Consider the following 26,705-nt stretch of genomic DNA (forward strand, 5'->3'; position numbering starts at 1 on the left):
GGGTTTCGCTATCGATGCGATAGCGGCAGCTATTGATGTTGATGGCGGACATCAAGTCGAGTACCACGGGTGCCGTTATGGAGGACAGATGTTTTGACCCTATTCATGACAAGAGAGCCTTTCGTGCCGACTTCCATTCGTACCCGCATTCTGGTGTTTTGCCTGGCGATCGTGTTGCTTGCCCTGACACTGACCGGTATTGCGACCTACTACGTCACCAGCCAGTACAATACGCAATCCATTACCCACTCTCAGGCCGCGGTCGCGGAAGGCTACGCCACCGCCATCAGCGACTGGAGCCACGCCAAAAGAGATGTGGTGGAAGCCGCCGGACGTCAGGCGCTGACCGAGGATGCGCTCTCGCGCTTTATTCTGGCGGCGGATGCCGGTGACATGATCACGGTTTATGCCGGCTTCAATAATGATCGCTATATCACCAGCGATGTGGACTGGGAAATTCCGCCGACTTACAGGCCGACCCAGCGCCCCTGGTATCAGCAAGCCGTGGCGGCCGGGCACGCCATCGCCACGCTGCCCTACATGGACGCCTCTTCCGGCAAGCTGGTGGTCTCCTTTGCCTCGCCCATCGTGCGTGACGGCCAGACAGTGGGTGTGGTCAGCTCGGATGTGGCCATGGATACCGTCATCGATACCGTCAACTCCGTCGATCCCACGCCGAGCAGTTACGCTTTCATGGTCAATACCGACGGCGCCATCATTGCGCATGCCGATAAGTCATTGATTCTGAAACCGGCCACCGAGCTGGATGCCGGCCTGACGCCCCAGACCCTGACGCAGATGGCCGGCTCGGAACTGCTGCGCGACATGACCCTGCGTGGACAGCAAGTGCTGCTGTCGGCGGTGCCGATCGAGGGCACCAGCTGGACGCTGGTCATGGCGCTGGACCGTGACGAGGCCATGGCCGGCATGATGAGCCTGGTCAGGACCACGGTGATTGCCCTGATCGTGGTAGGCATTCTGGCCGCGCTTTTGATCTGGGCACTGCTGACGCCGATTTTCCGCCGCATGCATGAAGTACGCGATGCGATGCAGGAGGTCAGTGAGGGTGAGGGTGACCTGACCCAGCGCCTGCCGCTGTCGAGTCGTAATGACGAGGTCAACCAGATCGCTCGTTCATTTAATCGCTTCGTGGCGCGGATCGATCACGTCATGAGCGACGTGCGCGACAGCAGCGAGAACGTGCGTCTGGCCTCTTCGGAAATCTCGACCGGCAGCATGGACCTGTCGCGGCGTACCGAGACCACGGCGGCCAGCCTTGAGCAGTCAGCCGCCGCCATGGAACAGCTGACCAGTACGGTGGCCAATTCCGCGGAGTCCTCGCGTCACGCCGCCCAGCTCACCGCGCAGGCCACGCAGGCCGCCGAGGAAGGCGGGCAGGTCATGACCGAGGTGGTTGGCACCATGCAGGACATCGGCACCTCGTCGAGCGAGATGGCCAATATCATCCAGGTGATCGATTCGATTGCCTTTCAGACCAACCTGCTGGCACTCAACGCTTCGGTCGAAGCGGCGCGTGCCGGTGAGCAGGGCAGAGGCTTTGCCGTTGTGGCCGCCGAAGTGCGCACGCTGGCCAACCGCAGCACCCAGGCGGCCCGCGATATCAAGCAGCTGATCGATGATTCGGTCACCAAAACCACCAATGGTCAGGCGCTGGTGCAACGCGCCGGCGAGCGAATGGCCGATATCGTTAGTCAGATCAAGCGGGTCAACGGCCTGATCAGTGAAGTCACCACCGCGGCCAATGAACAAAATACCGGCATCTCTCAGGTCAATCAGGCGGTCACCCAGCTGGATCAGATGACTCAGGAGAACGCGGCGCTGGTGGAAGAGTCCGCGGCCGCGTCCGACTCGCTTTCTCAGGAGGCGCAGCGCCTGACGCAGATTATCGGAGTGTTTCGACTCAGCGAGCGCGCCCACGCCTGATGCTTTTTACAACGGCCCTGCGGGGCCGTTTTTTTTGGCTCTGGAAAAGCGAGAACCTCAAGTCTGCTTCCCGCGGCGTCGTTAACGTCTTCTCACGCGTCGCGATATCGACGCACCCCCTTTATCTGCTCGGCTGAGGTCATGTGACGCCTGCAGATTGGTCATTACGGTGATGCATGATGATGCAGTTCAGATCCATTCGTAATTTTGTCACCGTCACGGCAGGCGCCTGCCTGCTGGCGGTGGTGGTCGTGCTTGTGCTGTATTCGCTGATTGCCATGAGCCGTGCCCAGCAGCAGACGGCCAGTCGTACCGAGGAGCAGCTGGCCCAGTCCGTTGAATCGCGTCTCAAGGCATTGGGACGGGCGCAGGCCGGTGACATCAGTGCCCGTCTTGAGGGGGCCCTGCAGATTGCCGAGGAACTGGCGCAGACCAATGCCATGATGGCCCGGGGCAGTGATGGCTCGGACGGACTCTCGATCGATCGTCGCGACATGTCCCGTATCTTGCGCCAGCGTGTGGTCGATAACCCCGAGCTGCTTGATGCCTTCATTGGCTGGGAGCCCAACGCCTTCGATAATGACGCCGACTACCAGGGGCAGGCCGCGCTGGGATACGGCGAGGATGGACGCTTCATGCCCTGGTGGTATCGCACCGCCGATGGCAGCGTTGACGTGCTGGGGCTGGGAGACACCATGGAAAGCACAAGGGCTCAGGCCAATGGTATCCGCGAGGGTGAATATTATCTGTGTCCGCGCGAGACCGGGCGTGCCTGCGTGATTGACCCGGCGGCCTATGATTACAACGGCAACACCATTCTGGTCACCTCGTTCAATGCGCCCATCATGGTCGGTGGCACCTTCCGCGGCAGTGCCGGGGTGGACCTGTCGCTGGCTTTCATTCAGGGCATGCTCGTCGACGCCAATCAGAGCCTCTACGACGGTGCTGGCAGCATCGCCCTGGTCTCGACCAATGGCACCATCGTGGGCTATTCGGGGGACGCGAACAGCCCCGGTAATCCGGCCGGTCAGTTTTTTGATGCCGAAACGGCCAGGCAACTGGCCGATGGCGGTGATCGTTCGGTCATGACCACTGCCGGTGATGATCTGAGCGTGCAGCTGCCGGTCAATATTGGTGACAGCGCGCGCTGGCAATTGTTGCTGCGCGTGCCGAAAAGTGCGGTCTATGCCGAATTCAACGCCCTGCAGGCAGAGCTTGCCGACCAGCAGCGTCAGGCGCTGATGACCATGGCGCTGGTCGGGTTGCTGGTCAGTACGCTGGGGCTTGCTGCGCTCTGGATGGTCGGTCGTCGTATCGCCCGCCCGCTGAAAACTCTGGCCGAGCGCATGCGCCAGATTGCCAACGGTGATGGGGATCTCACCCAGCGTCTGCCGGTGATGGGCCGTGATGAACCGGCACAGCTGGCCGAGGCCTTCAATCAGTTTGTGGATCGAATGGAAACGGTGCTGATCGACATTCGTGACTCAAGTCATTCGGTACAGCTGGCTGCTGCCGAGATCTCCTCGGGCAGCCACGACCTTTCCCGGCGCACCGAAAATACGGCGGCCAACCTGGAGGAGTCCGCTGCGGCGATGGAAGAGCTGACCAGCACCGTGGAACACTCGGCCACCTCGACGAAGGAGGCCAACGGTCTGGCCCATGAAGCGGCCGGCATGGCGCGCGGCGGCGGCGAGCAGATGCAGGACGTGGTGGCCACCATGGCGCGCATCCGTGAAACGTCGGGCAGGATTGAATCAATCGTGGATGTCATCGACGGCATCGCCTTTCAGACCAATCTGCTGGCACTCAACGCCTCGGTCGAGGCGGCCCGGGCCGGCGAACAGGGTCGCGGCTTCGCCGTGGTGGCACAGGAAGTGCGTAATCTTGCCAATCGCAGCGCTCAGGCGGCGACCGACATCAAGGCGCTGATTACCACGTCCAGCCGCGAAACCTCCGGCGGTACGGAGCTGGTGGATGCGGCCAGCCGGGCGATGGGCGACATCGTCGAGCGGGTCGGGCGGGTCAGCACGGTGATTGATGAGTTGAGTCGTGCCACCAGCGAGCAGTCCACCGGCATCGGCCAGGTCAACCAGGCGATCACCCAGCTTGATGACATGACCCAGCAAAACGCCGCGCTGGTCGAGCAGTCGGCGGCGGCGGCCGAGTCGCTCAGTCAGCAGGCGCATCGTCTGGCCACCACGGTGGGGGCCTTCAAGCTGCGCGATCACGCCATGTCCTGATCAAGAAACATCCCTTCCAGGGCCCCCGCACGCGCAGGCGTTCGGGGGCTTTTCGTTTCCCGTTACACGACTTAAGTCCTATCCCACCCTGACCGTTTTTGATCAAGATCAAATTGTTCAAGCCGTTATAACTCTTGCAGGCACGACCGGTGGAATCCTTCCAGCACCTGGCGAGCCGGTACCTTCGGATATCGTTATCAGCTTTTGGAAGCCATGGTGACCCATCATGATGCAGTTCAGGTCCATTCGTAACTTTGTCACCGTCACGGCAGGCGCCTGTCTGCTGGCGGTCGTGGTCGTACTGGTGCTGTATTCGCTGGTGACCATGACCCGAACCCAGCAGCAAGCGGCCGGTCGTACCGAGGCGCAGCTCAGCGAGTCCATTCAGGCGCGTCTGCAGGCACTGGGCGAGGCCCAGGCCAGCGATATCAGCGCCCGCCTTGGCAATGCGCTGCAAACCGCCACCGAGCTTGCCAACACCAACGCCATGATGGCGCGTGCCAATACGGGTGAGGTGCTGCTGCCGATCGACCGTCAGGTGATGTCCAACATCGTGCGCCAGCGTGTCATCGATAATCCCGATTTGCTCGACGCCTTCATCGGCTGGGAGCCCAATGCCTTTGATAATGACGCCGACTATCAGGGCCAGACCGCGCTGGGCTATGGCGAGGATGGCCGTTTCATGCCCTGGTGGTATCGCACCGAGAGCGGCAGCATCGAGGTGCTGGGGCTGGGCAAGGGCATGGAAAGCACCAAGGTGATGGACAGCGGCATTCGCGAAGGCGAGTACTATCTGTGCACCCGCGAGACCGGTCGTGACTGTGTTACCGACCCGCACCCCTATGACTACAACGGCAAGACCATTCTGGTGACCTCGTTCAACGTGCCGATCATGGTCAACGGTACCTTCCGTGGCAGCGCCGGTGTGGACCTGTCTCTGGATTTCATTCAGGGCGTTTTGAATGAGGCCAACAAGGGGCTTTATCAGGGCGTGGGCAGCGTTGCCCTGGTCTCCGACGCCGGCACCATCGTGGGTTACACGGGAGATGCTGCAAGCCCCGGCAAGACGGCCGACCGCTTCTTTGATGCGCAAACGGCCCAGCAGCTGGCCAATGGCGGTGAGCGCTCGATCATGACCACCACCGGCGATGAGCTGAGCCTGCAACTGCCGGTGAATATTGGTGACGCCACGCGCTGGCAGCTGATGCTGCGGGTGCCCAAGAGCGCGGTCTATGCCGACTTTAACGCCCTGCAGGCAGAGCTGGCCGACCAGCAGCGCAGCGCGCTGGTCACCATGGCGCTGGTCGGGCTTCTGGTCAGTGCACTGGGTCTTGCGGCCATCTGGATGGTAGGTCGTCGTATCGCCCGTCCGCTGAAGACCATGGCCGAGCGTATGCGCCAGATTGCCAACGGTGACGGGGACCTCACCCAGCGCCTGCCGGTAATGGGGCGTGACGAACCGGCACAGCTGGCCGAAGCCTTCAATCAGTTTGTCGATCGCATGGAAACGGTGCTGATCGATATTCGTGACGCGAGTCACTCGGTTCAGCTGGCGGCGGCCGAAATTTCTGCCGGCGGTCATGATCTGTCCCGACGCACCGAGACCACTGCGGCCAATCTGGAGCAGTCCGCCGCGGCCATGGAGGAGCTGACCAGCACCGTGGAGCATTCGGCTTCTTCTACCAGGGAAGCCAACGGTCTGGCCCATGAAGCGGCGACCATGGCCCGGGGTGGTGGTGAGCAGATGCACGACGTGGTCGCGACCATGGCCCGCATCCGCGAAACCTCCGGCAAGATCGAATCGATCGTGGATGTCATCGACGGCATCGCTTTCCAGACCAATCTGCTGGCGCTGAATGCCTCGGTCGAGGCGGCACGGGCCGGCGAACAGGGCCGCGGTTTCGCCGTGGTAGCACAGGAGGTCAGGAACCTGGCCAACCGCAGCGCCCAGGCGGCGACCGACATCAAGACGCTGATCACCACCTCAAGTCGTGAAACCACCAGCGGTGCAGAGCTTGTCAGTACGACCAGTCATGCCATGGGCGAGATCGTCGAGCGGGTCGGAAGGGTCAGCACGGTAATCGATGAACTCAGTCGTGCCACCAACGAGCAGTCCACCGGTATCGGTCAGGTCAACCAGGCGATCACCCAGCTTGATGACATGACCCAGCAAAATGCCGCGCTGGTCGAGCAGTCGGCGGCCGCCGCCGAGTCGCTGAGTCAGCAGGCGCACCGTCTGGCCACCACGGTCGGGGCGTTCCGTCTGAGTCACTAGCACCCTGCATGAGGGCATCAGGGCCACACCTCGGTGTGGCCCTTTTTGTCTGGAGGCGATCCAGCCTTGATCAAGGCGCTTGTGTGCCGTGACGCCTGCGGGCGCAATGTCTAGAATAGGCCCACTTACCCACTGCAAATGCGACCCATTGTCAGGGAGTTCTCCAACGTGTCCAGCAAGTTTGCTACCACCGAAGTCCTGAGCGTTCATCACTGGAACGATTCGCTGTTCAGCTTTCGCACCACCCGCGAGGACAGCCTGCGCTTTAAAAACGGCCAGTTCGTGATGATCGGGCTCGAGGTCGACGGCAAGCCGCTGACGCGTGCCTACTCGATCGCCAGCCCCAACTGGGAAGAGCATCTGGAATTTTTCTCGATCAAGGTGCAGGACGGCCCGCTGACCTCAAGACTTCAGCACCTCAAGGTCGGTGACTCCCTGCTGGTCAGCCGCAAGCCGACCGGGACGCTGGTACTGGATGACCTCAAGGAAGGACGCCATCTCTACATGCTCTCTACCGGCACGGGTCTGGCGCCGTTTTTGAGCCTGATTCAGGACCCGGAAGTCTACGAGCGCTTTGACAAGGTGATTCTGATCCACGGTGTGCGCACCGTCAGCGAGCTGGCCTATCAGGAGTTCATTACCCGCGACCTGCCCGATCATGAGTTTCTGGGCGAGGACGTCAGCGAGAAATTGATCTACTACCCGACCGTGACGCGCGAGGAGTTCCATACCATGGGACGCCTGACCGATCATATCCGCTCCGGCAAGCTGGCCGCCGATATCGGTCTGCCGCAGATGGACCCCGAGCACGACCGCGCCATGATCTGTGGTAGTCCGGCGATGCTCGAGGAGAGCAGTCAGGTGCTCAATGAGCTGGGCTTTACCATCTCGCCGCGCATGGGCGAGCCTGGCGACTACGTCATCGAGCGCGCCTTTGTCGAAAAATGACGTCTGTCGAAAGATAACGTCTTCCGAGAAGTCACATCTGTCGTGATATCCGGGCCGGCCTGTGTCAGCGCCGGTCCATGATCCTGAAAGCGTCGGCCTGGTCCGGCGCTTTTTTTATGGCCTGACAATGAGACGGGCGATGCTTCAATGGCATTCGAAAAAATCGAATCAAGGGCGGCAATGATTGCGCTTCACCTTCAATTAAATGGACGTGTAGAGTGGCGCCATTCCATCGTCGTGTATCACTTTCAAGGATAAAGACATGTCGAAAGCACTGATTCTCAAGTCCAGCATTCTTGGTGAATATTCCCAGTCCAGCCAGCTGGCGGATTATCTGGGCGATCGTTTTGAAAGCCGTCATGGCGCCGGCAGCATTACCGTTCGCGACCTGGCCGCCACGCCGGTCGAGGTACTCGACGCCGAGCTGATGGCCGCGCTGCGCGGCAGTATTGCCGAGCCGACCCAGTCCCAGCAGGACGCGCTGGCACTGTCCGATACGCTGGTCGAGGAGCTCAAGAGCCACGACACCATCGTCGTGACGGCCCCGATGTATAACTTCAACATCCCGACCCAGCTCAAGACATGGTGTGATTTCGTGGCGCGTGCCGGGGTGACCTTTCGCTACACCGAGCAGGGCCCCGAAGGCTTTATCACCGGCAAGCGCGTGATCGTTTTGACCACCCGTGGCGGGCTGCATCGCGACACCGATCATGATCTGGTCACGCCCTATCTGCGAACCTTTCTGGGCTTTCTGGGCATGACCGACATCGAGTTCATCTATGCCGAAGGTCTGGGAATGGGTGAAGACGCGGTCAGCGCCGCGCAGTCGTCTGCTCGTGCTGATATCGACGCGCTGTCACTGTAAGCAGGGCGGTCGCTTCAAACGCTGCCACGCTCATGAAAAAACCCGCCGATTGGCGGGTTTTTTCATGTCTGTCTTCCTGGAGAGATCAGACCGCATCCTGACCGGTTTCGCCGGTACGGATACGGATGACCTGCTCAAGCGGGGCCACGAAGATCTTGCCGTCACCGATCTTGCCGGTGTTGGCCACCGAGGTGATGGCTTCGATGATCTGATCGACCATGGCATCGTCCACGGCGACCTCGATCTTGACCTTGGGCAGGAAATCGACCACGTACTCGGCACCGCGATAGAGCTCGGTATGGCCTTTCTGACGACCGAAGCCCTTGACCTCTGTCACGGTAATCCCCTGAACGCCAACCTCGGAGAGCGACTCGCGTACGTCATCGAGCTTGAAGGGTTTGATGATGGCAGATACCAGTTTCATCTTTCGTGTCCTCACCTGATCGTCTTTGAATTGGGCGGAGCCGGCGCCCCTGTCGCTCAAGCATACAGTGCCGGTTGCCGGTTTGAAAAAGCATGATTACACCCGGCGCCGAATCCTTCTGCCATGTGACCATGGTGGCGACGGCTTTCGCATGCCAGGGCATGGCCCGGGTGCCCATGTCGGGCGCCCGGGCCCTGTGCCTTGAAAAGCGGCTTAGCGCTTGCCACCGGTGAATTCAGGATAGGCTTCCAGTCCACATTCAGCGACATCCACGCCTTCATACTCTTCTTCTGCGCTGACACGTACTCCCATGACGGCCTTGATGGCCAGCCAGACGACAAGACTTGCCACAAAGGTCCAGATGAAGATGGTCGCCATGCCCAGAAGCTGAGCGCCGAAACCAGCCTCGCTGTCCGTCAGCGGCACGGCCAGCAGCCCCCAGATACCCACGACACCATGCACCGAAATGGCACCGACCGGATCATCAATGCGCAGCTTGTCCAGTGCCACGATGGCAAACACGACCAGCAGACCGCCCACGGCACCGATCAGGGTAGCGGCCAGAATGCCTGGCGCAGACGGCCCGGCGGTGATCGCCACAAGCCCTGCCAGCGCACCGTTGAGGCCCATGGTGAGATCGGCCTTGCGGAACCAGATACAGGCCAGAATCAGGGCAGCAATCACGCCACCGCTGGCGGCGGCATTGGTGTTGGCAAAGACCTGAGCCACGGCGTTGGCACTGCTGATATCGGAAAGCTTGAGTTCCGAGCCGCCGTTAAAGCCCAGCCAGCCCAGCCACAGAATAAAGGTGCCCAGCGTTGCCAGCGGCATGTTGGCACCCGGAATGGCGTTGATGGCACCGTTCTTGCCGTATTTGCCATGACGCGGACCAAGGACCAGTACACCGGCCAGGGCTGCGGCTGCACCGCACAGGTGCACGATGCCGGAACCGGCGTAATCGCTGAAGCCGGCCTCGCTCAAAAAGCCGCCGCCCCAGGACCAGTAGGCCTGAACCGGATAGATCAGACCGGTCATGAAGACCGAAAAGAGCAAAAAGGACCAGAGCTTCATGCGCTCAGCGACAGCGCCTGAGACGATCGACATGGCCGTGGCCACAAAGACGACCTGGAAGAAGAAATCCGAGCGGGCGGCATAGTAGGTGTCACCGCCGCTTGTGAGCACATCATCCGCACTGTGTTCGGCGCCAATCAGAAAGCCGAAGTCGGGCAGGAAACTGCTGCCATCACCCAGGTAGACAATGTGATAGCCGACCAGCATGTACATGGTGCAGGCAATGGCAAACAGCGCCATGTTCTTGGTCAGGATCTCGGTGGTGTTCTTGGCCCGCACAAGACCGGCTTCCAGCATCGAGAAGCCGGCAGCCATCCATAGCACCAGCGCACCACAGATCAGAAAGTAAAAGGTATCAAGTGCGTACTGCACTTCTACAAGTTCGTTCATGTGATTATATCCTTGCAGCCGGAGTCTGGACGGCGTCAATGCCACGTTCGCCGGTACGAAGTCAGATGACATCAGGCGAGGTCACGAAGGATCCGGTGGCGTGCGATCATTCGGCGTCATGCAGGCGTTGCGAGAGGGGGCGGGATATTCATCCCTGTCTCGATTGCCTGCTCGGGCTGACCAGCGCCTGGGCATTACATGGCAGGCAATGTGCCACCGTAAGGTGAGTGCTTTAAAAACATGAAGTTACTTAAGGGTTGTGGCTTTGGTAATTTCATGTAAGCACCACAATTGCGCATGAAGAGTGTTTGTGTGCACTAAAATGGCATGGTTGGCGCCGGCGGGTGCTCGCTTTTGGTGCGCTGCGGTTTTTAGGCGTTCCGGCGTCATGTTGCGTATCCTGTAGACAGGTACTGTCGTCATGCATCCCCGGGTGCGAGGCAGGCGACCCTCTCTTTCAGGGAACGCAGACAATCAGAGGAAGGGCAGACATGGCAAAGCACGATATTTTTGGACGACTGGCGCAACAGGTCGGTGAGCGTCTGCAGGACGTCTCCCGCGGACCCGAAGAAATTCAGCGCACGGTGCAAAGCGCCATGCGCAGCGCCTTTGACCGCATGGAGCTGGTCTCGCGCGAGGACTTCGATGTCATGATGGAAGTGCTTCAGCGCACCCGTTCACGTGTGGAAGCGCTCGAAAAGCAGGTAACCCGTCTGGAGGCTGCCCTCGACGAGCGTGATGGCAAGCCCGGCGCGGCCACACCGTCGGAAATGAGTGCTGCCGCAGCACCCGGTGGTGCCAGTACGACCGCCGAGGCCGAGCGCCTGGCCGGTGAACATGATGCACCCGCAGCGTCAGTTGGCAGCGACGCGTCGCAGGACAGTGCCTCGACAGCCGCTGGCAAGGCGAGCTCTGGCGCTGCAGCCTCCAAATCTGCCGGCAAGACCACCCGTGGCAGTGGCAAGCGCGCCTCGGGCTCTGACGATCAAAGCGGACAGGGTACCGCCGACTGAAGAGGTTCGGTCAGGCCCGTCCTTTCAGCACCGCCCACCGGGCGGTGCTGTTGTTTTGGCTGGCGCTGAAAGCCGATCCGATCGGTTGCAGAGCCAGCAGGGCTCGACGTTTTGCCTGCAAATGAAGTAAAACCCTCCCCTTGCGATACACCTTAAGGTCCGTCAAAGCTTGTCGGGCATTGTCATGGTGCGTGCCAGCGGTTGCGATGGTTGCCCCAGAGGCGCCGGGTCAGCAGGGCGCGTACGCATCAGGAGTGGTTTAAATGTCTCATGCTCACGGGCAGGCGCTGCCCGAAATGACCCTGCGCGGCATCGTGCTGGGGGCTCTGATTACGGTGGTCTTTACCGCCTCCAATGTTTATCTCGGCCTCAAGGTGGGGCTGACCTTCGCTTCCTCGATTCCGGCGGCGGTGATCTCCATGGCGGTACTGCGCTACTGCCGCAATGCCAATATCCTCGAAAACAATATGGTGCAGACCCAGGCCTCGGCGGCCGGAACGCTCTCGGCAATCATCTTTGTGCTGCCCGGGCTTTTGATGATCGGCTTCTGGGCCGGCTTTCCGTTCTGGCAGGCCTTTTCGATCTGCGCCATCGGCGGCATCCTGGGCGTGCTGTATACCATTCCGCTGCGGCGGGTCATGGTGGTGCAGAGTTCACTGCCCTATCCGGAGGGGGTCGCTGCTGCCGAGATTCTCAAGGTCGGTGAGCGCCCCGCTCAGGACGATGGCGGCAAACGCCAGGGCACCGGTGCCGGTGATATTGTTCTGGGCGGTGTGGCGGCAGCGGTCTTTACGCTGCTGGCCAGCGGCTTTCGGGTGCTCGCCGATGGTATCAGCCTGTGGTTCAGCGCCGGTCGCGCCGCCTTCCAGCTCTCTACCGGCTTTTCGCTGGCGCTGGTAGGCGCGGGCTATCTGGTCGGCATTGTGGGTGGCATGGCGCTGCTGACCGGCCTTTTGATCGCCTGGGGCGTGGCGGTGCCCTGGCTGACGCTGACGCACGCCCAGGCACCGGGACAGTCGCTGAGCGAGCTGGGCATGGCGCTGTGGTCCAGCGATGTGCGCTTCATGGGCGCGGGGACGATCGCGATTGCCGCCCTCTGGACGCTGGGCACGCTGTCGAAGGCACTGTTTGAGGGTCTGAAACACGCGCTGGCCGCCTCTGCCCGACCGGACAGGAGCACCATCGAGCGCACCGACCGTGATCTGCCGGGCGTGTGGATACTGGGGCTCGCCGGCGTGCTTTTGATCGCGCTGGTGGCGGTCTTTGCGGTGTTCCTTCAGGACAACGCGCCGGGGCTGTCATCGCTGGCCTTCTGGTCACTGGTGATCGGCTGCGTGCTCTTTGCGTTTGTCTTCGGGTTTCTGATCGCCGCGGCCTGTGGCTACATGGCGGGGCTGGTCGGCTCTTCCAGCAGCCCGATCTCCGGCATCGGTATCATCGCGGTGATTCTGGTCTCGCTGCTGATTCTGGCGCTGTCCGGGGTGAGCACCGACATTGCCGGGGCCGCTGGCGGACAGCTGGCAGTCGGGCTGGCGCTTTTTACCACGTCGGTGATTCTGGCCATCGCCGCGATCTCCAATGACAATCTGCAGGATCTGAAAACCGGCTATCTGGTCGGGGCCACGCCCTGGCGCCAGCAGCTGGTACTGATCATTGGCTGTGTGGTCGGTGCGCTGATCATCCCGCCGGTGCTGACGCTTTTATACAACGCCTATGGCTTTACCGGTGCGTTGCCGCGTGAGGGCATGGACCCCGCCCAGGCGCTGGCCGCACCGCAGGCGACACTGATGTCGCAGATCGCCAGTGGTATCTTCAATCATGATCTCAACACCCATATGCTGCTGATCGGCGTGGCGCTGGGCGCGGTGCTGATAGGTGTGGATGAGCTGCTGCGTCGTCGAGGCGGTACGGCCCGGCTGCCGGTGCTGGCGGTGGGGCTTGGCATCTATCTGCCGCCGAGTGTGAACATGCCGCTGGTGATCGGGGCACTGCTCTCCTGGTTCGTCGCCCGTCGCCTGGCGCGCAGGGAGGCGGCCACACGCGAGCACGCGCAGCAGCGTGGCGTGTTGCTGGCCTCGGGGTTGATCGTGGGGGAAAGCCTGATGGGCGTACTGATGGCTGGCGTGATCGGCTTTACCGGCAGTGAGGCGCCGCTGGCGCTGGTCGGCAGTGATTTTGCCGACACCGCTCAATGGCTGGGCCTTATCGTCTTTGCCGCGGCCTGTATGGCCTTCTATCAACGCATTACCGCGACGCGCGCGTAACGGCGGTGCCCTGAATGATCGCGCCCCACCTGCAGGTGGGGCGCGATCATTTCAGAGAGGCGTTTCAGTAGCCGGGTTGATACGGCGGCCTGGCCCAGCCTGATCGACTCAGGACAGTGGCATGAGACTTCTGGATCATGGGGTATTCGTTCGTCCGCTATCCTTTGCAGACCGTGTTCGCTCCCATTTATTCCATCAAAAGAGTCATGCGCCATGTTTCATCTGGTGGCTGCCCTGCCCTGGGCCGTTGTTGCACTTCGTTATTTATTGCCGCTGACGGCGCCACTCTGGATCAAGCTGGTCCTGGCGCTGGTGCTTCTGGTGGTGGCCGAGCAGCATCTGATCAGCCGCTGGGTCACCGGATCGATCTTCTCGCCGGAAATCCCGCGTCCCCTGTCGATGGTGATGAATGCACTCTTTGGGGCGCTGATCCTGCTGGCGGTCTTTCAGCTGCTGATGGATCTGGTCATGATCATCACCATGCTGTTCAAGCAGCAGCGCATGGCCGCACCACCCATGGCGCGCTATCTGATCGGTATGGCTGCACTGGGACTGGGCATCTGGGGCATGCAGCAGGCCGTGCGTGTGCCGCCGGTCAAGGACATCGAGGTCACCCTTCCGGGGCTTGCGCCGGCGTTTGAGGGCTATCAGATCGTGCAGCTCACCGATCTTCATATCAGCGGGCTCTTTCCAGAGGCCTGGACGCGAGCGGTGGTTGAGCGCACCAATGCGCTGAATGCTGATGCCATCCTGATCACGGGGGATCTGATGGATGGCACGCTGGACAACCGCCGTGACGATGTCGCCCCGCTGGCCGGGCTTCGTGCGTCTGATGGTGTGTTCGTGATCCCCGGCAACCACGAATACTATTTCGGCTATGAGGCCTGGATGCAGCACTACGTGTCGCTGGGCATGCAGCGTCTGTCCAATTCGCATGCGCTCATTGAGCGCGACGGGGCGAAGCTGGCCATTGCCGGTGTCACCGACCCGGCCGGGAACAGTCGCGGATTGCCGGGGCCGGATGTGGCGGCTGCCGTTGCAGGCGTAGGCGATGATGTGCCGATCATTTTGCTCGATCACCAGCCCAAAAATGCCCGGGCAGCGGCACGGGAAGGTGTGGCCCTGCAGCTTTCCGGCCACACCCATGGCGGCATGATGGTGGGAATGGATCGAATCGTGGCGCGCGCCAACAACGGCTTTGTGTCGGGGCGCTACGACGTGGACGGCATGACGCTGTATGTCAGCAATGGTACGGCGCTGTGGATGGGCTTTGCCCTGCGCCTGGGCAAGCCTTCGGAACTGACCCGCATCACGCTGAAGAGGGGCTGATCGGTCTCCGTCACGGCGTGGCACTGCTGTGTTGGCGTCGTTGGCGCCTTTGGCGGTGCTCCGAAGGCTGGTCATGAGCACGTATCGGTTTCACAATGATATTCTGATGTAGTGCCGACACCCGCATGACAGGCACGCCTGCCTCGTTACCTGATGTTGCCACCGCTGTTTGAGGCGTCGATCGTCGACCGAAGGCATGCGGATGCCGACCTGCCGGAAAGCCCCTGATGATTCAGGCCCGCGAGATCGCCCTGGGCGGTCTCGATGCGGCGACGTTGCGGAGACTTCAATGACGACCTGGTGCCAGACGCTCGAACGACAGCCCGTCGATACGGCCGAGCGTGAACGATTCATTACCCGGCTGGAGACAATAGTTGGGCGGGACTTCGTACTCAGCGATGAGGTCAGCACCCGGCGCTATCGCACCGGCTTTCGCTTCGGGACCGGTCGTGCGCTGGCGGTGGTGAGGCCGGGCACGCTGGTTGAGCAGTGGCAGGTGTTGAAGGCCTGTATGGAAAGTGATCGCATCGTGATCACCCAGGCAGCCAACACCGGATTGACCGGGGGCTCCACGCCGGACGGCGACGATTACGACCGCGAGATCGTGATTGTCAGTACGCTGCGCATGAACATCATCCAGCCCATCGATGAGGGCCGTCAGGTGATCTGTCTACCCGGCGCGACGCTGGATCAGCTCGAAAAGACGCTGGCGCCCATGGGGCGCGAGCCGCACTCGGTGATCGGCTCCTCGTGCATCGGCGCCTCTGTGTTTGGCGGTGTGTGCAACAACTCCGGCGGCTCGCTGATCAAGCGTGGCCCTGCCTACACCGAAATGGCGCTCTATGCGCGCATGAATGAGGCCGGTGAGCTGGAGCTGGTCAACCATCTGGGCGTGCGCCTCGGAGATGATCCCGAGACCCTTCTTGAGCGGCTGCAGCGCGGCGACTACCAGGACACCGATATCGATAAAAGCGACGCGGCCGCCTCCGACCCGGACTACCACCGCCACGTACGCGATATCGATGCCGATACGCCGGCGCGCTTCAACGCCGACCCGCGCCGGCTGCATGAAGCCGCAGGCTCCGCAGGGCGACTGATGGTATTCGCCCTGCGCCTGGACACCTTCGAGCAGGAGAAAAACCCTAAGGTCTTTTATATCGGTACCAATGATCCTTCGGAGCTGACCGACCTGCGCCGGCAGATATTGTCTGATTTCGAGACGCTGCCGATCGCCGGTGAGTACATGCATCGCGACGCCTATGACATTGCCAAACACTATGGCAAGGACACCTTTCTCACCATTCAGACGCTGGGCACTCACCGGCTACCGGCGCTGTGGGATCGCAAGAATCGCATCGATGATGTCTGCAATCGGCTGCGCTTTCTGCCGGATTACGTGACCGATCGTGTATTGCAAAGGCTCGGCCGGCTGTTCCCGGATCATCTGCCCGGGCGCATGAACGACTATCGCGACCGCTTTGAGCACCATCTGCTGCTCAAGGTGGGCGAGGAGAACATCGCGCGTACGCGGGCACTGCTCGATCAGCATTTCGCCACGCGCGAAGGGGAGTATTTCGAATGCAGTGCAGAAGAAGGCAAAAAGGCCTTCCTGCACCGCTTTGCTGCCGCCGGCGCCGCCGGGCGCTATCGCATCATCCACAGCGATGAGGTCGAGGATATCGTGGCGCTCGATGTGGCGCTAAAGCGTAACGAGCGCGACTGGCTCGAAGTTCTGCCCGATGACGTGGACGCGCCGATGATCCACAAGCTCTACTACGGCCACTTCTTCTGTCACGTCATGCATCAGGACTACATCGTCAGAAAGGGCACCGACTGTCTGGCGCTCGAACATCGCATGTGGGAACTGCTGGATGCGCGCGGCGCCGAATACCCGGCCGAACACAATGTCGGGCATCTCTATCACGCCAAACCGGCCCTGCGCGCGTTCTATCAGCAGCTTGATCCGTGCAACTGCTTTAATCCCGGTATCGGTCAGACCAGCAAGCAGCGTCACTGGGGCGAGCGTGAGACGACAGAGACGGTTTCCCCGTCCTGAAAAGTGTTCCAGTTAAAGTCACGGCAGGGCCTGGCCGATTGTAAAGGGATGTCTAATGCACGCCGCAGGAGGCGGCGTGCTGATCCTTCTGTCCGGAGCCCTGCATGCTTGCGATTATCCCCACCCGTGCCAGCGTCGGGCTGGCGGCCCCCGAAGTCGTCGTTGAAGTGCATCTTTCCAACGGGCTGCCGGGATTGGCCATCGTGGGGTTGCCCGAGGCGGCAGTGAAGGAGAGCCGCGAGCGGGTACGCAGCGCGCTGATCAACGCAGGCTTCGAGTTTCCCGCCAAACGCATCACTCTCAACCTGGCGCCGGCTGACCTGCCCAAGGAAGGCGGGCGGTTTGATCTGCCGATTGCACTCGGCATTCTGGTGGCCTCGGGGCAGATTCCGCAGGAGGCCGTTGGCAGGCTGGAGTGCGTAGGTGAATTGGCGCTTGATGGTCAGCTGCGTGCCGTGACCGGCGTCCTGCCGGCGGCGCTGGCGGTGGCGGAGGCCGGGCGCCAGCTGCTGTTGCCCACCGCCAACGCTGATGAAGCCGCACTGGCCGGCGATCTGGACGTGCTGCCGGTCTCCAGTCTGCTGGAGGTGGTGGCCCATCTCACCGGCGAGCGTCGTATCGCCCCGCATCAGCTGACCGAGCCCCCGATGGCGACGCTTGCGGCGGCGGATCTGTGTGACGTGCGCGGTCAGCATCAGGCGCGCCGCGCGCTGGAGGTCGCCGCGGCCGGTGGCCATAACCTGCTTTTCGCAGGCCCGCCTGGCACCGGCAAGACCATGCTGGCGAGCCGTCTGGCGGGCATTCTGCCGCCGCTGACCGAGAGTGAATCTCTGGAAGTCGCGGCGATTCGCTCGGTCTGCGGGCTCGATATTCTCGAGCGCTGGGGCCAGCGCCCGTTTCGCGCCCCGCATCATGGTGCCAGTCCCGCCGCGCTGGTGGGTGGCGGCTCAAGGCCCCGGCCGGGGGAGATCTCGCTGGCCCACCAGGGCGTGCTCTTTCTGGATGAACTGCCGGAGTTTGATCGCAAGGTGCTGGAGGCCATGCGTGAGCCGCTGGAATCCGGAAAAGTCCACATCGCTCGCGCCAGCCACCAGCGCGAATACCCGGCCCGCTTTCAACTGGTGGCGGCGATGAACCCGTGCCCCTGCGGGCATTTGGGCGACCCGCGTCAGCAATGCAGCTGTACCCCCAATCAGATTCAGCGCTATCAGGCACGTCTTTCGGGTCCGCTGCTCGATCGTATCGATCTACAGATCGAAGTCCCCGCACTGCCCGCGGAACAGCTGACGGCCAAAACGCAGGGCGAGAACTCCGAGACCGTGCGTGCGCGCGTCATGGCCGCGCGAAGGATTCAGTACGCTCGCGGCGGGCTCAACGCACATCTTTCCACCAGCGAGCTGGAAGCCGCCTGTGCGCTGGGCGATGACGAACGTGCGTGGCTCTCCGGCGTGCTGGCCCGGCTCAATCTCTCGGCGCGGGCGTATCACCGCGTGCTCAAGGTCGCGCGGACGATTGCAGATTTAAATGGTGAGGAAAAGGTTGATAAGGGCGCCCTGATGGAGGCGATCGGTTATCGCCAGCTGGATCGGATGATGGGGCGGGGGAATATATAAAGTTGACGGTCAGGGGGGATTCATGAACCGTTTTGATGCCATGAACATCAAACCGGAAGGGCAATAAAAAGCCCGGCACGAGGGAGCGTAACCGGGCGAAAGGGTGGAAGAGGTCAGTTCACAAATAAACAACGCTGACAGAAAGTCTTCCGGCGAGCTGTTACCTTCACTATCGGCAGTAAGTCCTGACCGCTTTAGGCTTTTCCATCAAGGATTTGCGTTATCCGAAACGCTCACCGATACCGCCTTTCAGGCGCGCCCTGATCAGGCATTGATGGCGCGTTCCATGCGTGCAAAAACGGGGGCGCACTGGCCGTGCCAGTAGCTGTCGAAATCAAAGCGACCCTGCTCGCTTTTGTACCAGCGGTAGGCATCGTTTTTCAGGTTCTCGGCCTGGCGGCTTTTCATGTTGGCGCCTCGCTGCTTGAACGCCGATTGCAGGATGTCGAATGCCTGTGGCTCAAACCCTCTTTCTGCGCCGGTCACCGCGCAGGTGTAGATGGCGACGGCCTGGCTGCCGGGGGTGTTGAATTCGTCGCTGATGTAGCCCTGCGCCATCACATTCATTGATGTCGTCAACAGCAGAGCGCTGGCCCATAGGGTTTTCATGGTCAATGTCATAATGTCGGCCCGCGGGTAAAAGCGTGATGATTTCAAGGCCGGTGGTATTGGCCTGTTTACCATTATCGGCTCTTTTTACACATAACTTTACATTTATGTGAGAGGCTGATCGAGGGATTCAGCGAAACATCAGGCCTTGGTCGGGTCCGTTTCAGGGCATTCGTGAGGGGCCGGGCCGTCCATCAAAAAAACCGCCTCACGTTTGCTGTGAGGCGGTGTCGTTGATGATGATTGCGTCGGGTTAGACGGGTTCCGGCGTTTTTGTCGTCTCGCCAAGCGTGATGCCTGGCAGGGGACCGGTCATCGTCTCCTGTGGTTGATAGTGAATCACCGAGCGGATGGCCTCACCGCGATGGAGCAGGTCAAAGGCCGTGTTGAGCTGATCGTGTCTCATGTTGTGGGTAATGTAGGGATCGACATCGAAGCGGCCGGAGAGCCATTCATCGACCATGCCCGGCAGCTCCGAGCGACCGAGCACCCCGCCAAAGGCTGATCCTCGCCAGACGCGTCCGGTCACCAGCTGGAAGGGCCGCGTCGAGATTTCCTCGCCCGCGCCGGCCACCCCAATGATGATGCTCTCGCCCCAGCCCTTGTGGCAGCACTCGAGTGCGGCGCGCATGAGCGTGACGTTGCCCACGCATTCAAACGAGAACTCGACGCCGCCGTTGGTCATGTCGATGATCACCTCATGCAGCGGCTCGGGGTGATCGTTCGGGTTGAGGCATTCGGTGGCTCCCAGCGACTCGGCCAGCGCAAACTTGGCCGGGTTGACGTCGATGCCGATGATGCGCCCGGCGTCCTGCAGCTTCGCGCCCTGAATGACTGCCATGCCGACGGCGCCAAGGCCGAAGACGGCCACCGTATCGCCGGGGCGGACCTTCGCGGTATTGCGCACCGCACCAATGCCGGTAGGCACCGCACAGCCCATTACGCAGGCCTTGGCCAGTGGCGCTTCCGGGTTGATTTTCGCCACCGCAATCTCCGGCAGTACGGTGTACTCGCTGAAGGTGCTGGTGCCCATGTAGTGACGAATGGTCTTGCCCTTGTAGGAGAAACGACTGGTGCCATCCGGCATCAGGCCCTGCCCCTGGGTCTTGCGAATCGTCTGGCACAGATTGGTTCTGCCCGACTGGATGTAGGGGCAGTTGGGGTCTTCCGGGGTATAGAGCGGAATGATGTGATCGCCCGGTTTGACAGAGGTCACACCGCGGCCCACTTCTTCGACGATCCCGACACCCTCGTGACCGAGCACGCAGGGGAAAAGCCCTTCGGGGTCGCGACCGGACAGGGTAAACATATCGGTATGGCACAGGCTGGTGGTGACGATGCGAACCAGCACCTCGCCCGCTTTGGGACCTTCCAGATCGATCTCCTCGATCTCCAGCGGACGATTGGGTTCCCAGGCAATGGCGGCACGCGTTTTCATGGAACCTCCAGTAACGGATGGCAGGATATTGAGGGCTTTTCCCGCAATGGGATGACGACACGACCATGGATCAGTCGATAAATAAAACGTTATAACATAACAATTACGCGAGCAATCCGTTTTTTTGATGTCGGGTGACAAGGCCATGATGCGGCCAGGGTTTACGCCCAATGGCGAGTCGCACCTTGATCAAGCTGCGCTAATATGAAGCCCGGCGCGATCGGCCGATATAAAAGCCACAGGGATGGGGAATCATCATGCAGGGACGGATATCAGGAAGGTCGACAGGCCGACTTATGGCGGGGTTGGTGCTGGCGTGGGCGCTGGCCGGCTGTGCCGGAGCTGGCGGTGTGGGTGGTGAGCCAAAGACCGCCGCACAGTCACCAGATCGGGCCTGGGGGCCGGTGATGGTCGCCATCGCCAAGGCCGATCTGTACGACGATGAAAAGACGGTGGTGGATCTGATCCCTCGTCGTGCCCCGGGCCTGATCGTTGAGGATTATCAAAAGCGCACTGCTGGAGGAGCACTCTCCCGAGCCGAACTGAACGCCTTTGTGCAGGATAATTTCGACGAGCCGCCCGAAAACGAGGCGCGCCTGTCAGAAAGTGCCGATACGCCGATTGATGAACACATCAAGAATCTCTGGCCCTATCTGACTCGCGACCCGGCCGCGACCGATGAAGGCCAGTGGAGCAGCCTGGTGGTACTGCCGCATCGCTACGTGGTGCCGGGCGGACGCTTCAACGAGATGTTCTACTGGGATAGTTTTTTCACCATGCTGGGACTGGCCCACAGCGACCGGTATGACCTGGTGCGTGACATGGTGGATAACTTCGCCTGGCTGATCGATCAGTACGGCTTTATTCCCAACGGCACCCGTACCTATTTCCTGACGCGCAGCCAGCCGCCGTTTTTCGCCTCGATGGTCGGGCTTCTGGCCGAGCATGACGGTGATGACGTCTATCAACGCTATCTGCCCGAGCTCGAGAAGGAATATGAGTACTGGATGCGCGGCGCCGAGACGCTGGCGCCGGGACAGGCCAGCGAGCACGTGGTAAGGCTGGCAGACGGTACGCTGCTCAACCGCTATCACGGCAGTGAAAATACGCCGCGTCCGGAGTCGTATGCCGGTGAAATTGCGCTGGCGAACAAGGCCTCGAACCGCCCGGCCGCGGAAGTCTATGGCGCCCTGCGCGCCGCGGCCGAAAGCGGCTGGGACTTCAGTTCGCGCTGGATGGCGGACGGCAGTCAGCAGACCACCATCGCCACGCGCGACATCCTGCCGGTGGATCTCAACGCACTGCTGTTTCATCTGGAGAAAACCCTCGCTCACGCCTGGCAGCTCGAGGGTGATCACGCCCGCGCCGATCAGTTTGAACAGCGTGCCGAAACGCGTCGCGAGGCGATCAACCGAATCTTCTGGGACGCTGATCGCGGCCTGTATACCGATTATGACTGGCGTGAACATCGCCTGAGCGAGGTGGTTTCCGCGGCCATGGTGTATCCGCTTGCCTTCGGTGTGGCCGATCAGGGCCGCGCCGATGCTGTTGCCGCGGCCGTCGAGCGGGAGCTCTTGAGGCCCGGTGGCATGGTCACCACCAATCGTCATACCGGCGAGCAGTGGGATGCACCCAACGGCTGGGCACCGCTGCAGTGGCTGGCGGTGGAAGGGCTTGCCCGCTACGGCCAGACACGGCTGGCCGCGACCATCGCAGGGCGCTGGATCGATACCAATCAGCGCGTCTTTGATCAGACCGGCAAGCTGGTGGAAAAGTACAACGTTGAAAACCCCGGCGTCGGCGGGGGCGGCGAGTATGAGGTGGTCGACGGCTTTGGCTGGACCAACGGGGTGTTGCTGGATCTGATGGCGCGTTACCCGCAGGCCACCCGGACACCCTGAGACGTCACCGGATTATCCACACCCTCTTGCGAACCGGCGCCTGTGGACAGGCAGGCGTCGATTCGCCACAGCATCGCCGCGCCGGGTACGCTATCCTGAGCGGTCCGTTGACAGGACGCGGAGGCGTTTCGATGCAGCTGATTCATCTTCAGGGGGCGCAGATCCGGCCGTGGCTCGACGCACTGGCAGCGCTGCGCATCCAAGTCTTTCGTGAGTTTCCCTATCTCTATGATGGTTCGCTCGACTATGAGCGCGACTATCTTGAAGTGTATGCCCAAAGCGATGACAGCCTTTGTGTTCTGGTACTCGAGGGGGATCGAGCCGTGGGCATGAGTACGGCGTTGCCGCTAAAGGATGAGGATGACGCGTTCGTGCGACCCTTCATCGAGCAGGGCTTTGATGTCGACAGCGTCTGCTATTTTGGCGAGTCGATTCTTCTGCCCGAGTATCGCGGTCAGGGCCTGGGCGTGCGCTTTTTCGAGGCGCGCGAGGCGCATGCTCGAACGCTTGCCGGCGTGAGTTACACCGCCTTTTGTGCGGTAGAGCGTCCTTTGGATCATCCGCTGCGTCCGAGCGGTTATCAGGGACTGGATCGCTTCTGGCAGCACCGCGGCTATACACTCCGTCCTGAAATTTTCGCCCGCTATGAGTGGCAGGACATCGACGCCGAGGCGCCGGATCACAAGACGCTGCGTTTCTGGCTCAAGACACTCGACTGACACGACGCGCAACGCTTTCAAGCGTTGACGCCGGACTTTCTTTTTATTCAAGGAGTGCCCATGCATCTGGCTTTGTGTCAGTACGCCATCGAGCTGTTTGAACATCCGCACGACTATCAGGCACATCTGGAGTCGTTGATCGAACAGGCCGCGGTTCGAGGCGCCGAACTGCTGGTCATGCCCGAGTATTCAAGCCTGGTCATGACCGGACAGATGCCACCCGAGATCCGCGGCGACCTGCACGCGTCCATTGCGGCCCTGCAGCCCATGCTGCCGGCCTGGCTTGAGCAGTGTGAAGCGCTGGCGAGGCGTTTTGGCATCCATCTGGTGCCGGGCAGTGCGCCGGTGCTGGATGATGATGGCATCTATCGCAATCGCGCCTGGATGTTTGGTCCCAGCGGGCTGATCGGCACTCAGGACAAGCTGATCATGACGCGCTTTGAGCGTGAGCACTGGGGCATCGAGGGCGGTAGTGGCCTGCAGGTATTTGATACCGCGCTGGGCCGGCTGGGCATTTTGATCTGCTACGACAACGAGTTCCCCATGGCGGCGCGACTGCTGGCCGAGCAGGGGGTGGATCTGATCGTCTCACCCAGCTGTACCGATACCGAATCCGGCTATTACCGGGTGCGTACCGGTGCACGGGCAAGAGCGCTGGAAAATCAGATCGCTGTTGCCGTGTCGCCCACGGTGGGCGAGGCGGCCTGGTCTCAGGCACTGGATTACAACTATGGACGTGCCGGGCTTTATGTACCGGCGGATATCGGTATGCCGGCCAGCGGTGTGGTCGCACAAAGCGAGCACATCACCATTGATCGCAGCTCGTGGCTGCATGTGGAGCTTGAACTCTCTGCCATCGCCGCACTGCGAGAGGAAGGTCAGGTGCTGCTGCGTCGCGACTGGCCGGAGCAGTTTGATGCCTCACGGATGCACATCATTGAAGAGGGAAGCAGCAAATAATGCTGAAAGGCTCATCCGAGCAATACTGAAGGGCTGTTTCTGGCACCCGGGCGCGACACCCACTAGCCTTTAAAGCTTTGACGTTATCGTCATGGGCCCCGGGAGCTGCGCGTGTTTGCCTTTCTTGAATCACTGTCGTTGATGTCTGCGCTGGGCATTTTTGCGCTTTGTGCGCTGGTGATCGGCACGGTCGGCACCTGGTTGACCGGCATTGTCGACAGGCTGGCCGATCGAACCGGGCTGGGGGAGGCGATCGCCGGCTCGGTCATGCTGGGCGCAGCCACGTCGCTGTCCGGCATCATGGTGTCGGTCGCTGCCGCCGCGCGCGGCCAGCCGGAGCTTGCGATGAGCAATGCGCTGGGCGGCATCGCGGTGCAGACGGCCTTTCTGGCGCTGGCCGACATCACCTATCGCCGTGCCAACCTTGAGCATGCCGCCCCCTCGATCGGCAACCTGATGCAGTCGACACTGCTGATCTGTCTGCTGGCGCTGCTGCTGATCGGTGCATGGACCCCGCCTTTCACCATCCTTGGCATTCATCCGGTGACCGTACTGATGTTTGCCGGCTACGGCTATGGGCTTTTGAAGGTGCGTGATGCCCAGAATGATCCCATGTGGCAACCCAAACGAACGCGGGAAACCTTCGAGGATACGCCCGAGGAGAGCCGGGACAAGCGCAGCCTGATGATGCTGTGGGGGCAGTTTCTGGGACTGGCTGTGCTTCTGGGGCTCACCGGTCTGGTGCTGGAGCGAGTGGCGTCTGTCATCGCACAGGAGTCCGGGCTGTCGGCCACCGCGGTCGGGGCGCTGTTGACGGCAGTTGCCACCTCCCTGCCGGAGCTTGTGACCTCGATTGCGGCGGTACGTCGTGGCGCCCTGACGCTGGCGGTGGGCGGTATTATCGGTGGCAACGCCTTTGATACGCTGTTTGCTGCGGCATCGGATGTGGCGTATCGCGATGGGTCGATCTATCACGTCATGTCCGATCAGGTAATGCTGTGGATCGCCATTACCATCTTGATGACCGGCGTGCTGCTGATGGGCCTGATTCGTCGCGAACGCCAGAACTGGGGCGGCATCGGCTTTGAAAGTGTGGCAGTGCTGGCCCTTTACGGTCTTGGCGCATTGCTGACGTTATTGAGGTAATCCCGGGCAGTCACGTCCTGTCGGTCAATGGAAAAGAGGAGCGAGCATGACGGCAACATCGTCGAACAGCGATACTTTTACGACACTGGCAGAGTGCGATGCGAAGACGTTGCGCGCGCTCTATGAATCGGGGCGGGCCTCGCCGGTTGAGGCGACCCGGGCCGCGCTCGAGCGGATCGAGCGCTTCAATGGTGAGGTGAACGCGTTCTGTCATGTCGCCCATGAGGGAGCGCTTTCGGCCGCACGCGACAGTGAAGCACGCTGGCAGCGCGGAGAGCCGCTGGGCCCACTGGATGGCATCCCCGCCTCGATGAAGGACCTTTCCGAAGTGGCCGGCATGCCGGTGCGTGATGGCTCGCTGACCACCAATGAAGGTATCTGTGATCACGACGGCCCTCCGGCTCAGTTTCTGCGCCAGGCCGGCGCGATCCTGCTGGGCAAGACCACTACGCCCGAGTTTGGCTGGAAGGCCACGACCGACAGCCGGGTCACCGGCATCACCCGCAACCCCTGGAATACCGATCTGACCCCAGGTGGCTCCTCCGGCGGCGCGGCGGTGGCTGCGGCGCTCAACATGGGTGTGCTGCATCAGGGCGGTGACAGCGGCGGCTCGATTCGCATTCCGGCAGCCTTTACCGGCGTGTTCGGCTTCAAATCGACGTTTGGATGGGTGCCGCAGTGGCCGCCGAGCACCATGGCGTCGCTGTCACATATCGGCCCGATCACTCGCACCGTGGATGATGCCATCGCGATGCTCAACGTGATCGGACGCTATCACGGTCATGACTACTTCTCGGTGCCGGGCCAGCCCGGGGACTGGGGGGAGCAGTGCGACGAGGCGGGGCGGCTGGACGGCCTGAAGATCGCCTTTTGCCCGGCGCTCGGAACGGCGGCCCGTGATGATGAGATTTCCCACTGTGTAGGACACGCGGCCCATCGACTGGAAACACTCGGCGCACAGGTCGATCGCATTGAACCGGAAGTAGAGAGTTCGCTGGAGACCTATCGGATTCTCTGGGCCACGGCATCGGCTACCCAGGTCGCCGACATGACGCCACACCAAAAGGAACTGCTTGATCCCGGGCTTTTGGAAATCGCCGAATGGGGACGCGCCTTTTCGGCCGTGGACCTGCTGCGCGCTCAGACCACTCGGACCCGGCTCAACCGCCACATGGATCACTTTCTGGACAGCTATGATCTGATTCTGACGCCCAGCGTGCCGATCGCGGCCTTCGAGGTCGGCCACAACGTGCCGCCGGGCAGCGGCATGCGCGACTGGATGGAATGGACGCCGTTCTCCTATCCCTTCAACCTGACCCAGCAGCCTGCAGCGTCCGTCCCCTGCGGCTTTACGGCAGCCGGTTTGCCGATCGGCCTTCAGATGGTGGGTGCCCGTTTTGATGATGCCCGGGTGCTGCGGGCCTGCCGAACGTACATGAACGCCTTTCCACCCCGCTTTCCCGAGCGTCTCAATGAGAGCCGGGCGTAAGGGGATTCATA

The 26,705-nt window shown here is 61.5% G+C and carries 19 protein-coding genes; 15 read left to right on the forward strand and 4 right to left on the reverse strand.

Going from position 1 to position 26,705, the window contains the following annotated elements:
• Positions 1–123 precede the first annotated feature (123 nt).
• The 5 genes from B9G99_RS07220 (at position 124) to B9G99_RS07240 (ending at position 8,272) form a co-directional block, all read left to right on the forward strand.
• Entirely contained in the window at positions 124–1,944 is a 1,821-nt protein-coding gene (locus tag B9G99_RS07220) for a methyl-accepting chemotaxis protein (protein WP_086621440.1), read from the forward strand.
• A 176-nt stretch (positions 1,945–2,120) separates the two neighbouring features.
• The gene (locus tag B9G99_RS07225; RefSeq protein ID WP_335617633.1) at positions 2,121–4,184 is read left to right on the forward strand and encodes a methyl-accepting chemotaxis protein; all 2,064 of its coding nucleotides are present in this window, start codon (positions 2,121–2,123) and stop codon (positions 4,182–4,184) included.
• 226 nt (positions 4,185–4,410) lie between these two features.
• Positions 4,411–6,459 carry a methyl-accepting chemotaxis protein gene (locus B9G99_RS07230; protein WP_227875974.1) on the forward strand — a complete coding sequence of 683 codons (2,049 nt, stop codon included), beginning with the start codon at positions 4,411–4,413 and terminating at the stop codon, positions 6,457–6,459.
• A gap of 138 nt (positions 6,460–6,597) precedes the next feature.
• A complete protein-coding gene (locus tag B9G99_RS07235; protein ID WP_086621442.1) occupies positions 6,598–7,407 on the forward strand; it encodes a ferredoxin--NADP reductase in 810 nt (269 codons plus the stop codon).
• 262 nt (positions 7,408–7,669) lie between these two features.
• Entirely contained in the window at positions 7,670–8,272 is a 603-nt protein-coding gene (locus B9G99_RS07240) for an FMN-dependent NADH-azoreductase (RefSeq protein WP_086621443.1), read from the forward strand.
• A gap of 85 nt (positions 8,273–8,357) precedes the next feature.
• On the opposite strand, the gene glnK is transcribed toward B9G99_RS07240, so the two are convergent.
• Both glnK and B9G99_RS07250 read right to left on the reverse strand, forming a co-directional pair.
• Entirely contained in the window at positions 8,358–8,696 is a 339-nt protein-coding gene (glnK, locus tag B9G99_RS07245; RefSeq protein WP_086621444.1) for a P-II family nitrogen regulator, read from the reverse strand.
• Positions 8,697–8,909: 213 nt separating this feature from the next.
• A complete protein-coding gene (locus B9G99_RS07250) occupies positions 8,910–10,157 on the reverse strand; it encodes an ammonium transporter (RefSeq protein ID WP_086621445.1) in 1,248 nt (415 codons plus the stop codon).
• A 491-nt stretch (positions 10,158–10,648) separates the two neighbouring features.
• Here B9G99_RS07250 and B9G99_RS17260 point away from each other — a divergent pair, with 491 nt between their 5' ends.
• The 5 genes from B9G99_RS17260 to B9G99_RS07275 all read left to right on the forward strand — a co-directional run bounded on the left by B9G99_RS17260 (position 10,649) and on the right by B9G99_RS07275 (position 18,432).
• Entirely contained in the window at positions 10,649–11,170 is a 522-nt protein-coding gene (locus B9G99_RS17260) for an accessory factor UbiK family protein (RefSeq protein ID WP_086621446.1), read from the forward strand.
• 263 nt (positions 11,171–11,433) lie between these two features.
• The gene (locus B9G99_RS07260; RefSeq protein WP_086621447.1) at positions 11,434–13,434 is read left to right on the forward strand and encodes an OPT family oligopeptide transporter; all 2,001 of its coding nucleotides are present in this window, start codon (positions 11,434–11,436) and stop codon (positions 13,432–13,434) included.
• A gap of 213 nt (positions 13,435–13,647) precedes the next feature.
• Positions 13,648–14,763, forward strand: a complete 1,116-nt coding sequence (locus tag B9G99_RS07265; protein WP_086621448.1) for a metallophosphoesterase — start codon at positions 13,648–13,650, stop codon at positions 14,761–14,763.
• Between the two features lie 289 nt (positions 14,764–15,052).
• Complete coding sequence (gene dld / locus B9G99_RS07270) at positions 15,053–16,819, forward strand: D-lactate dehydrogenase (protein WP_086621449.1); 1,767 nt, start codon at positions 15,053–15,055, stop codon at positions 16,817–16,819.
• A 104-nt stretch (positions 16,820–16,923) separates the two neighbouring features.
• Positions 16,924–18,432, forward strand: coding sequence for a YifB family Mg chelatase-like AAA ATPase (locus B9G99_RS07275; protein ID WP_086621450.1), 1,509 nt, complete (start codon positions 16,924–16,926; stop codon positions 18,430–18,432).
• Positions 18,433–18,696: 264 nt separating this feature from the next.
• On the opposite strand, the gene B9G99_RS07280 is transcribed toward B9G99_RS07275, so the two are convergent.
• The gene (locus tag B9G99_RS07280; RefSeq protein ID WP_148663924.1) at positions 18,697–19,041 is read right to left on the reverse strand and encodes a hypothetical protein; all 345 of its coding nucleotides are present in this window, start codon (positions 19,039–19,041) and stop codon (positions 18,697–18,699) included.
• A 253-nt stretch (positions 19,042–19,294) separates the two neighbouring features.
• A complete protein-coding gene (locus tag B9G99_RS07285; RefSeq protein ID WP_086621452.1) occupies positions 19,295–20,479 on the reverse strand; it encodes an S-(hydroxymethyl)glutathione dehydrogenase/class III alcohol dehydrogenase in 1,185 nt (394 codons plus the stop codon).
• 296 nt (positions 20,480–20,775) lie between these two features.
• Here B9G99_RS07285 and treA point away from each other — a divergent pair, with 296 nt between their 5' ends.
• The 5 genes from treA to B9G99_RS07310 all read left to right on the forward strand — a co-directional run bounded on the left by treA (position 20,776) and on the right by B9G99_RS07310 (position 26,694).
• Complete coding sequence (gene treA / locus B9G99_RS07290; protein WP_158521454.1) at positions 20,776–22,380, forward strand: alpha,alpha-trehalase TreA; 1,605 nt, start codon at positions 20,776–20,778, stop codon at positions 22,378–22,380.
• A gap of 131 nt (positions 22,381–22,511) precedes the next feature.
• Entirely contained in the window at positions 22,512–23,099 is a 588-nt protein-coding gene (locus B9G99_RS07295; protein WP_086621454.1) for a GNAT family N-acetyltransferase, read from the forward strand.
• Positions 23,100–23,159: 60 nt separating this feature from the next.
• The gene (locus B9G99_RS07300; protein WP_086621455.1) at positions 23,160–24,059 is read left to right on the forward strand and encodes a carbon-nitrogen hydrolase family protein; all 900 of its coding nucleotides are present in this window, start codon (positions 23,160–23,162) and stop codon (positions 24,057–24,059) included.
• Positions 24,060–24,170: 111 nt separating this feature from the next.
• The gene (locus B9G99_RS07305; protein ID WP_086621456.1) at positions 24,171–25,205 is read left to right on the forward strand and encodes a sodium:calcium antiporter; all 1,035 of its coding nucleotides are present in this window, start codon (positions 24,171–24,173) and stop codon (positions 25,203–25,205) included.
• 46 nt (positions 25,206–25,251) lie between these two features.
• Positions 25,252–26,694, forward strand: a complete 1,443-nt coding sequence (locus tag B9G99_RS07310) for an amidase (protein WP_086621457.1) — start codon at positions 25,252–25,254, stop codon at positions 26,692–26,694.
• The last annotated feature ends 11 nt before the right edge of the window (positions 26,695–26,705 follow it).

Origin of the sequence: Kushneria konosiri, from assembly GCF_002155145.1 — a bacterium.
GTDB lineage: Bacteria > Pseudomonadota > Gammaproteobacteria > Pseudomonadales > Halomonadaceae > Kushneria > Kushneria konosiri.

Bases quoted from the DNA above. Each gene is read 5' to 3' on its own strand.
- B9G99_RS07225 (WP_335617633.1), top strand. From the start codon at position 2,121: ATGATGATGCAGTTCAGATCCATTCGTAATTTTGTCACCGTCACGGCA.
- B9G99_RS07230 (WP_227875974.1), top strand. From the start codon at position 4,411: ATGATGCAGTTCAGGTCCATTCGTAACTTTGTCACCGTCACGGCAGGC.
- B9G99_RS07235 (WP_086621442.1), top strand. From the start codon at position 6,598: ATGCGACCCATTGTCAGGGAGTTCTCCAACGTGTCCAGCAAGTTTGCT.
- B9G99_RS07240 (WP_086621443.1), top strand. From the start codon at position 7,670: ATGTCGAAAGCACTGATTCTCAAGTCCAGCATTCTTGGTGAATATTCC.
- glnK (WP_086621444.1), bottom strand. From the start codon at position 8,696: ATGAAACTGGTATCTGCCATCATCAAACCCTTCAAGCTCGATGACGTA.
- B9G99_RS07250 (WP_086621445.1), bottom strand. From the start codon at position 10,157: ATGAACGAACTTGTAGAAGTGCAGTACGCACTTGATACCTTTTACTTT.
- B9G99_RS17260 (WP_086621446.1), top strand. From the start codon at position 10,649: ATGGCAAAGCACGATATTTTTGGACGACTGGCGCAACAGGTCGGTGAG.
- B9G99_RS07260 (WP_086621447.1), top strand. From the start codon at position 11,434: ATGTCTCATGCTCACGGGCAGGCGCTGCCCGAAATGACCCTGCGCGGC.
- B9G99_RS07265 (WP_086621448.1), top strand. From the start codon at position 13,648: ATGTTTCATCTGGTGGCTGCCCTGCCCTGGGCCGTTGTTGCACTTCGT.
- dld (WP_086621449.1), top strand. From the start codon at position 15,053: ATGACGACCTGGTGCCAGACGCTCGAACGACAGCCCGTCGATACGGCC.
- B9G99_RS07275 (WP_086621450.1), top strand. From the start codon at position 16,924: ATGCTTGCGATTATCCCCACCCGTGCCAGCGTCGGGCTGGCGGCCCCC.
- B9G99_RS07280 (WP_148663924.1), bottom strand. From the start codon at position 19,041: ATGAAAACCCTATGGGCCAGCGCTCTGCTGTTGACGACATCAATGAAT.
- B9G99_RS07285 (WP_086621452.1), bottom strand. From the start codon at position 20,479: ATGAAAACGCGTGCCGCCATTGCCTGGGAACCCAATCGTCCGCTGGAG.
- treA (WP_158521454.1), top strand. From the start codon at position 20,776: ATGGCGGGGTTGGTGCTGGCGTGGGCGCTGGCCGGCTGTGCCGGAGCT.
- B9G99_RS07295 (WP_086621454.1), top strand. From the start codon at position 22,512: ATGCAGCTGATTCATCTTCAGGGGGCGCAGATCCGGCCGTGGCTCGAC.
- B9G99_RS07300 (WP_086621455.1), top strand. From the start codon at position 23,160: ATGCATCTGGCTTTGTGTCAGTACGCCATCGAGCTGTTTGAACATCCG.
- B9G99_RS07310 (WP_086621457.1), top strand. From the start codon at position 25,252: ATGACGGCAACATCGTCGAACAGCGATACTTTTACGACACTGGCAGAG.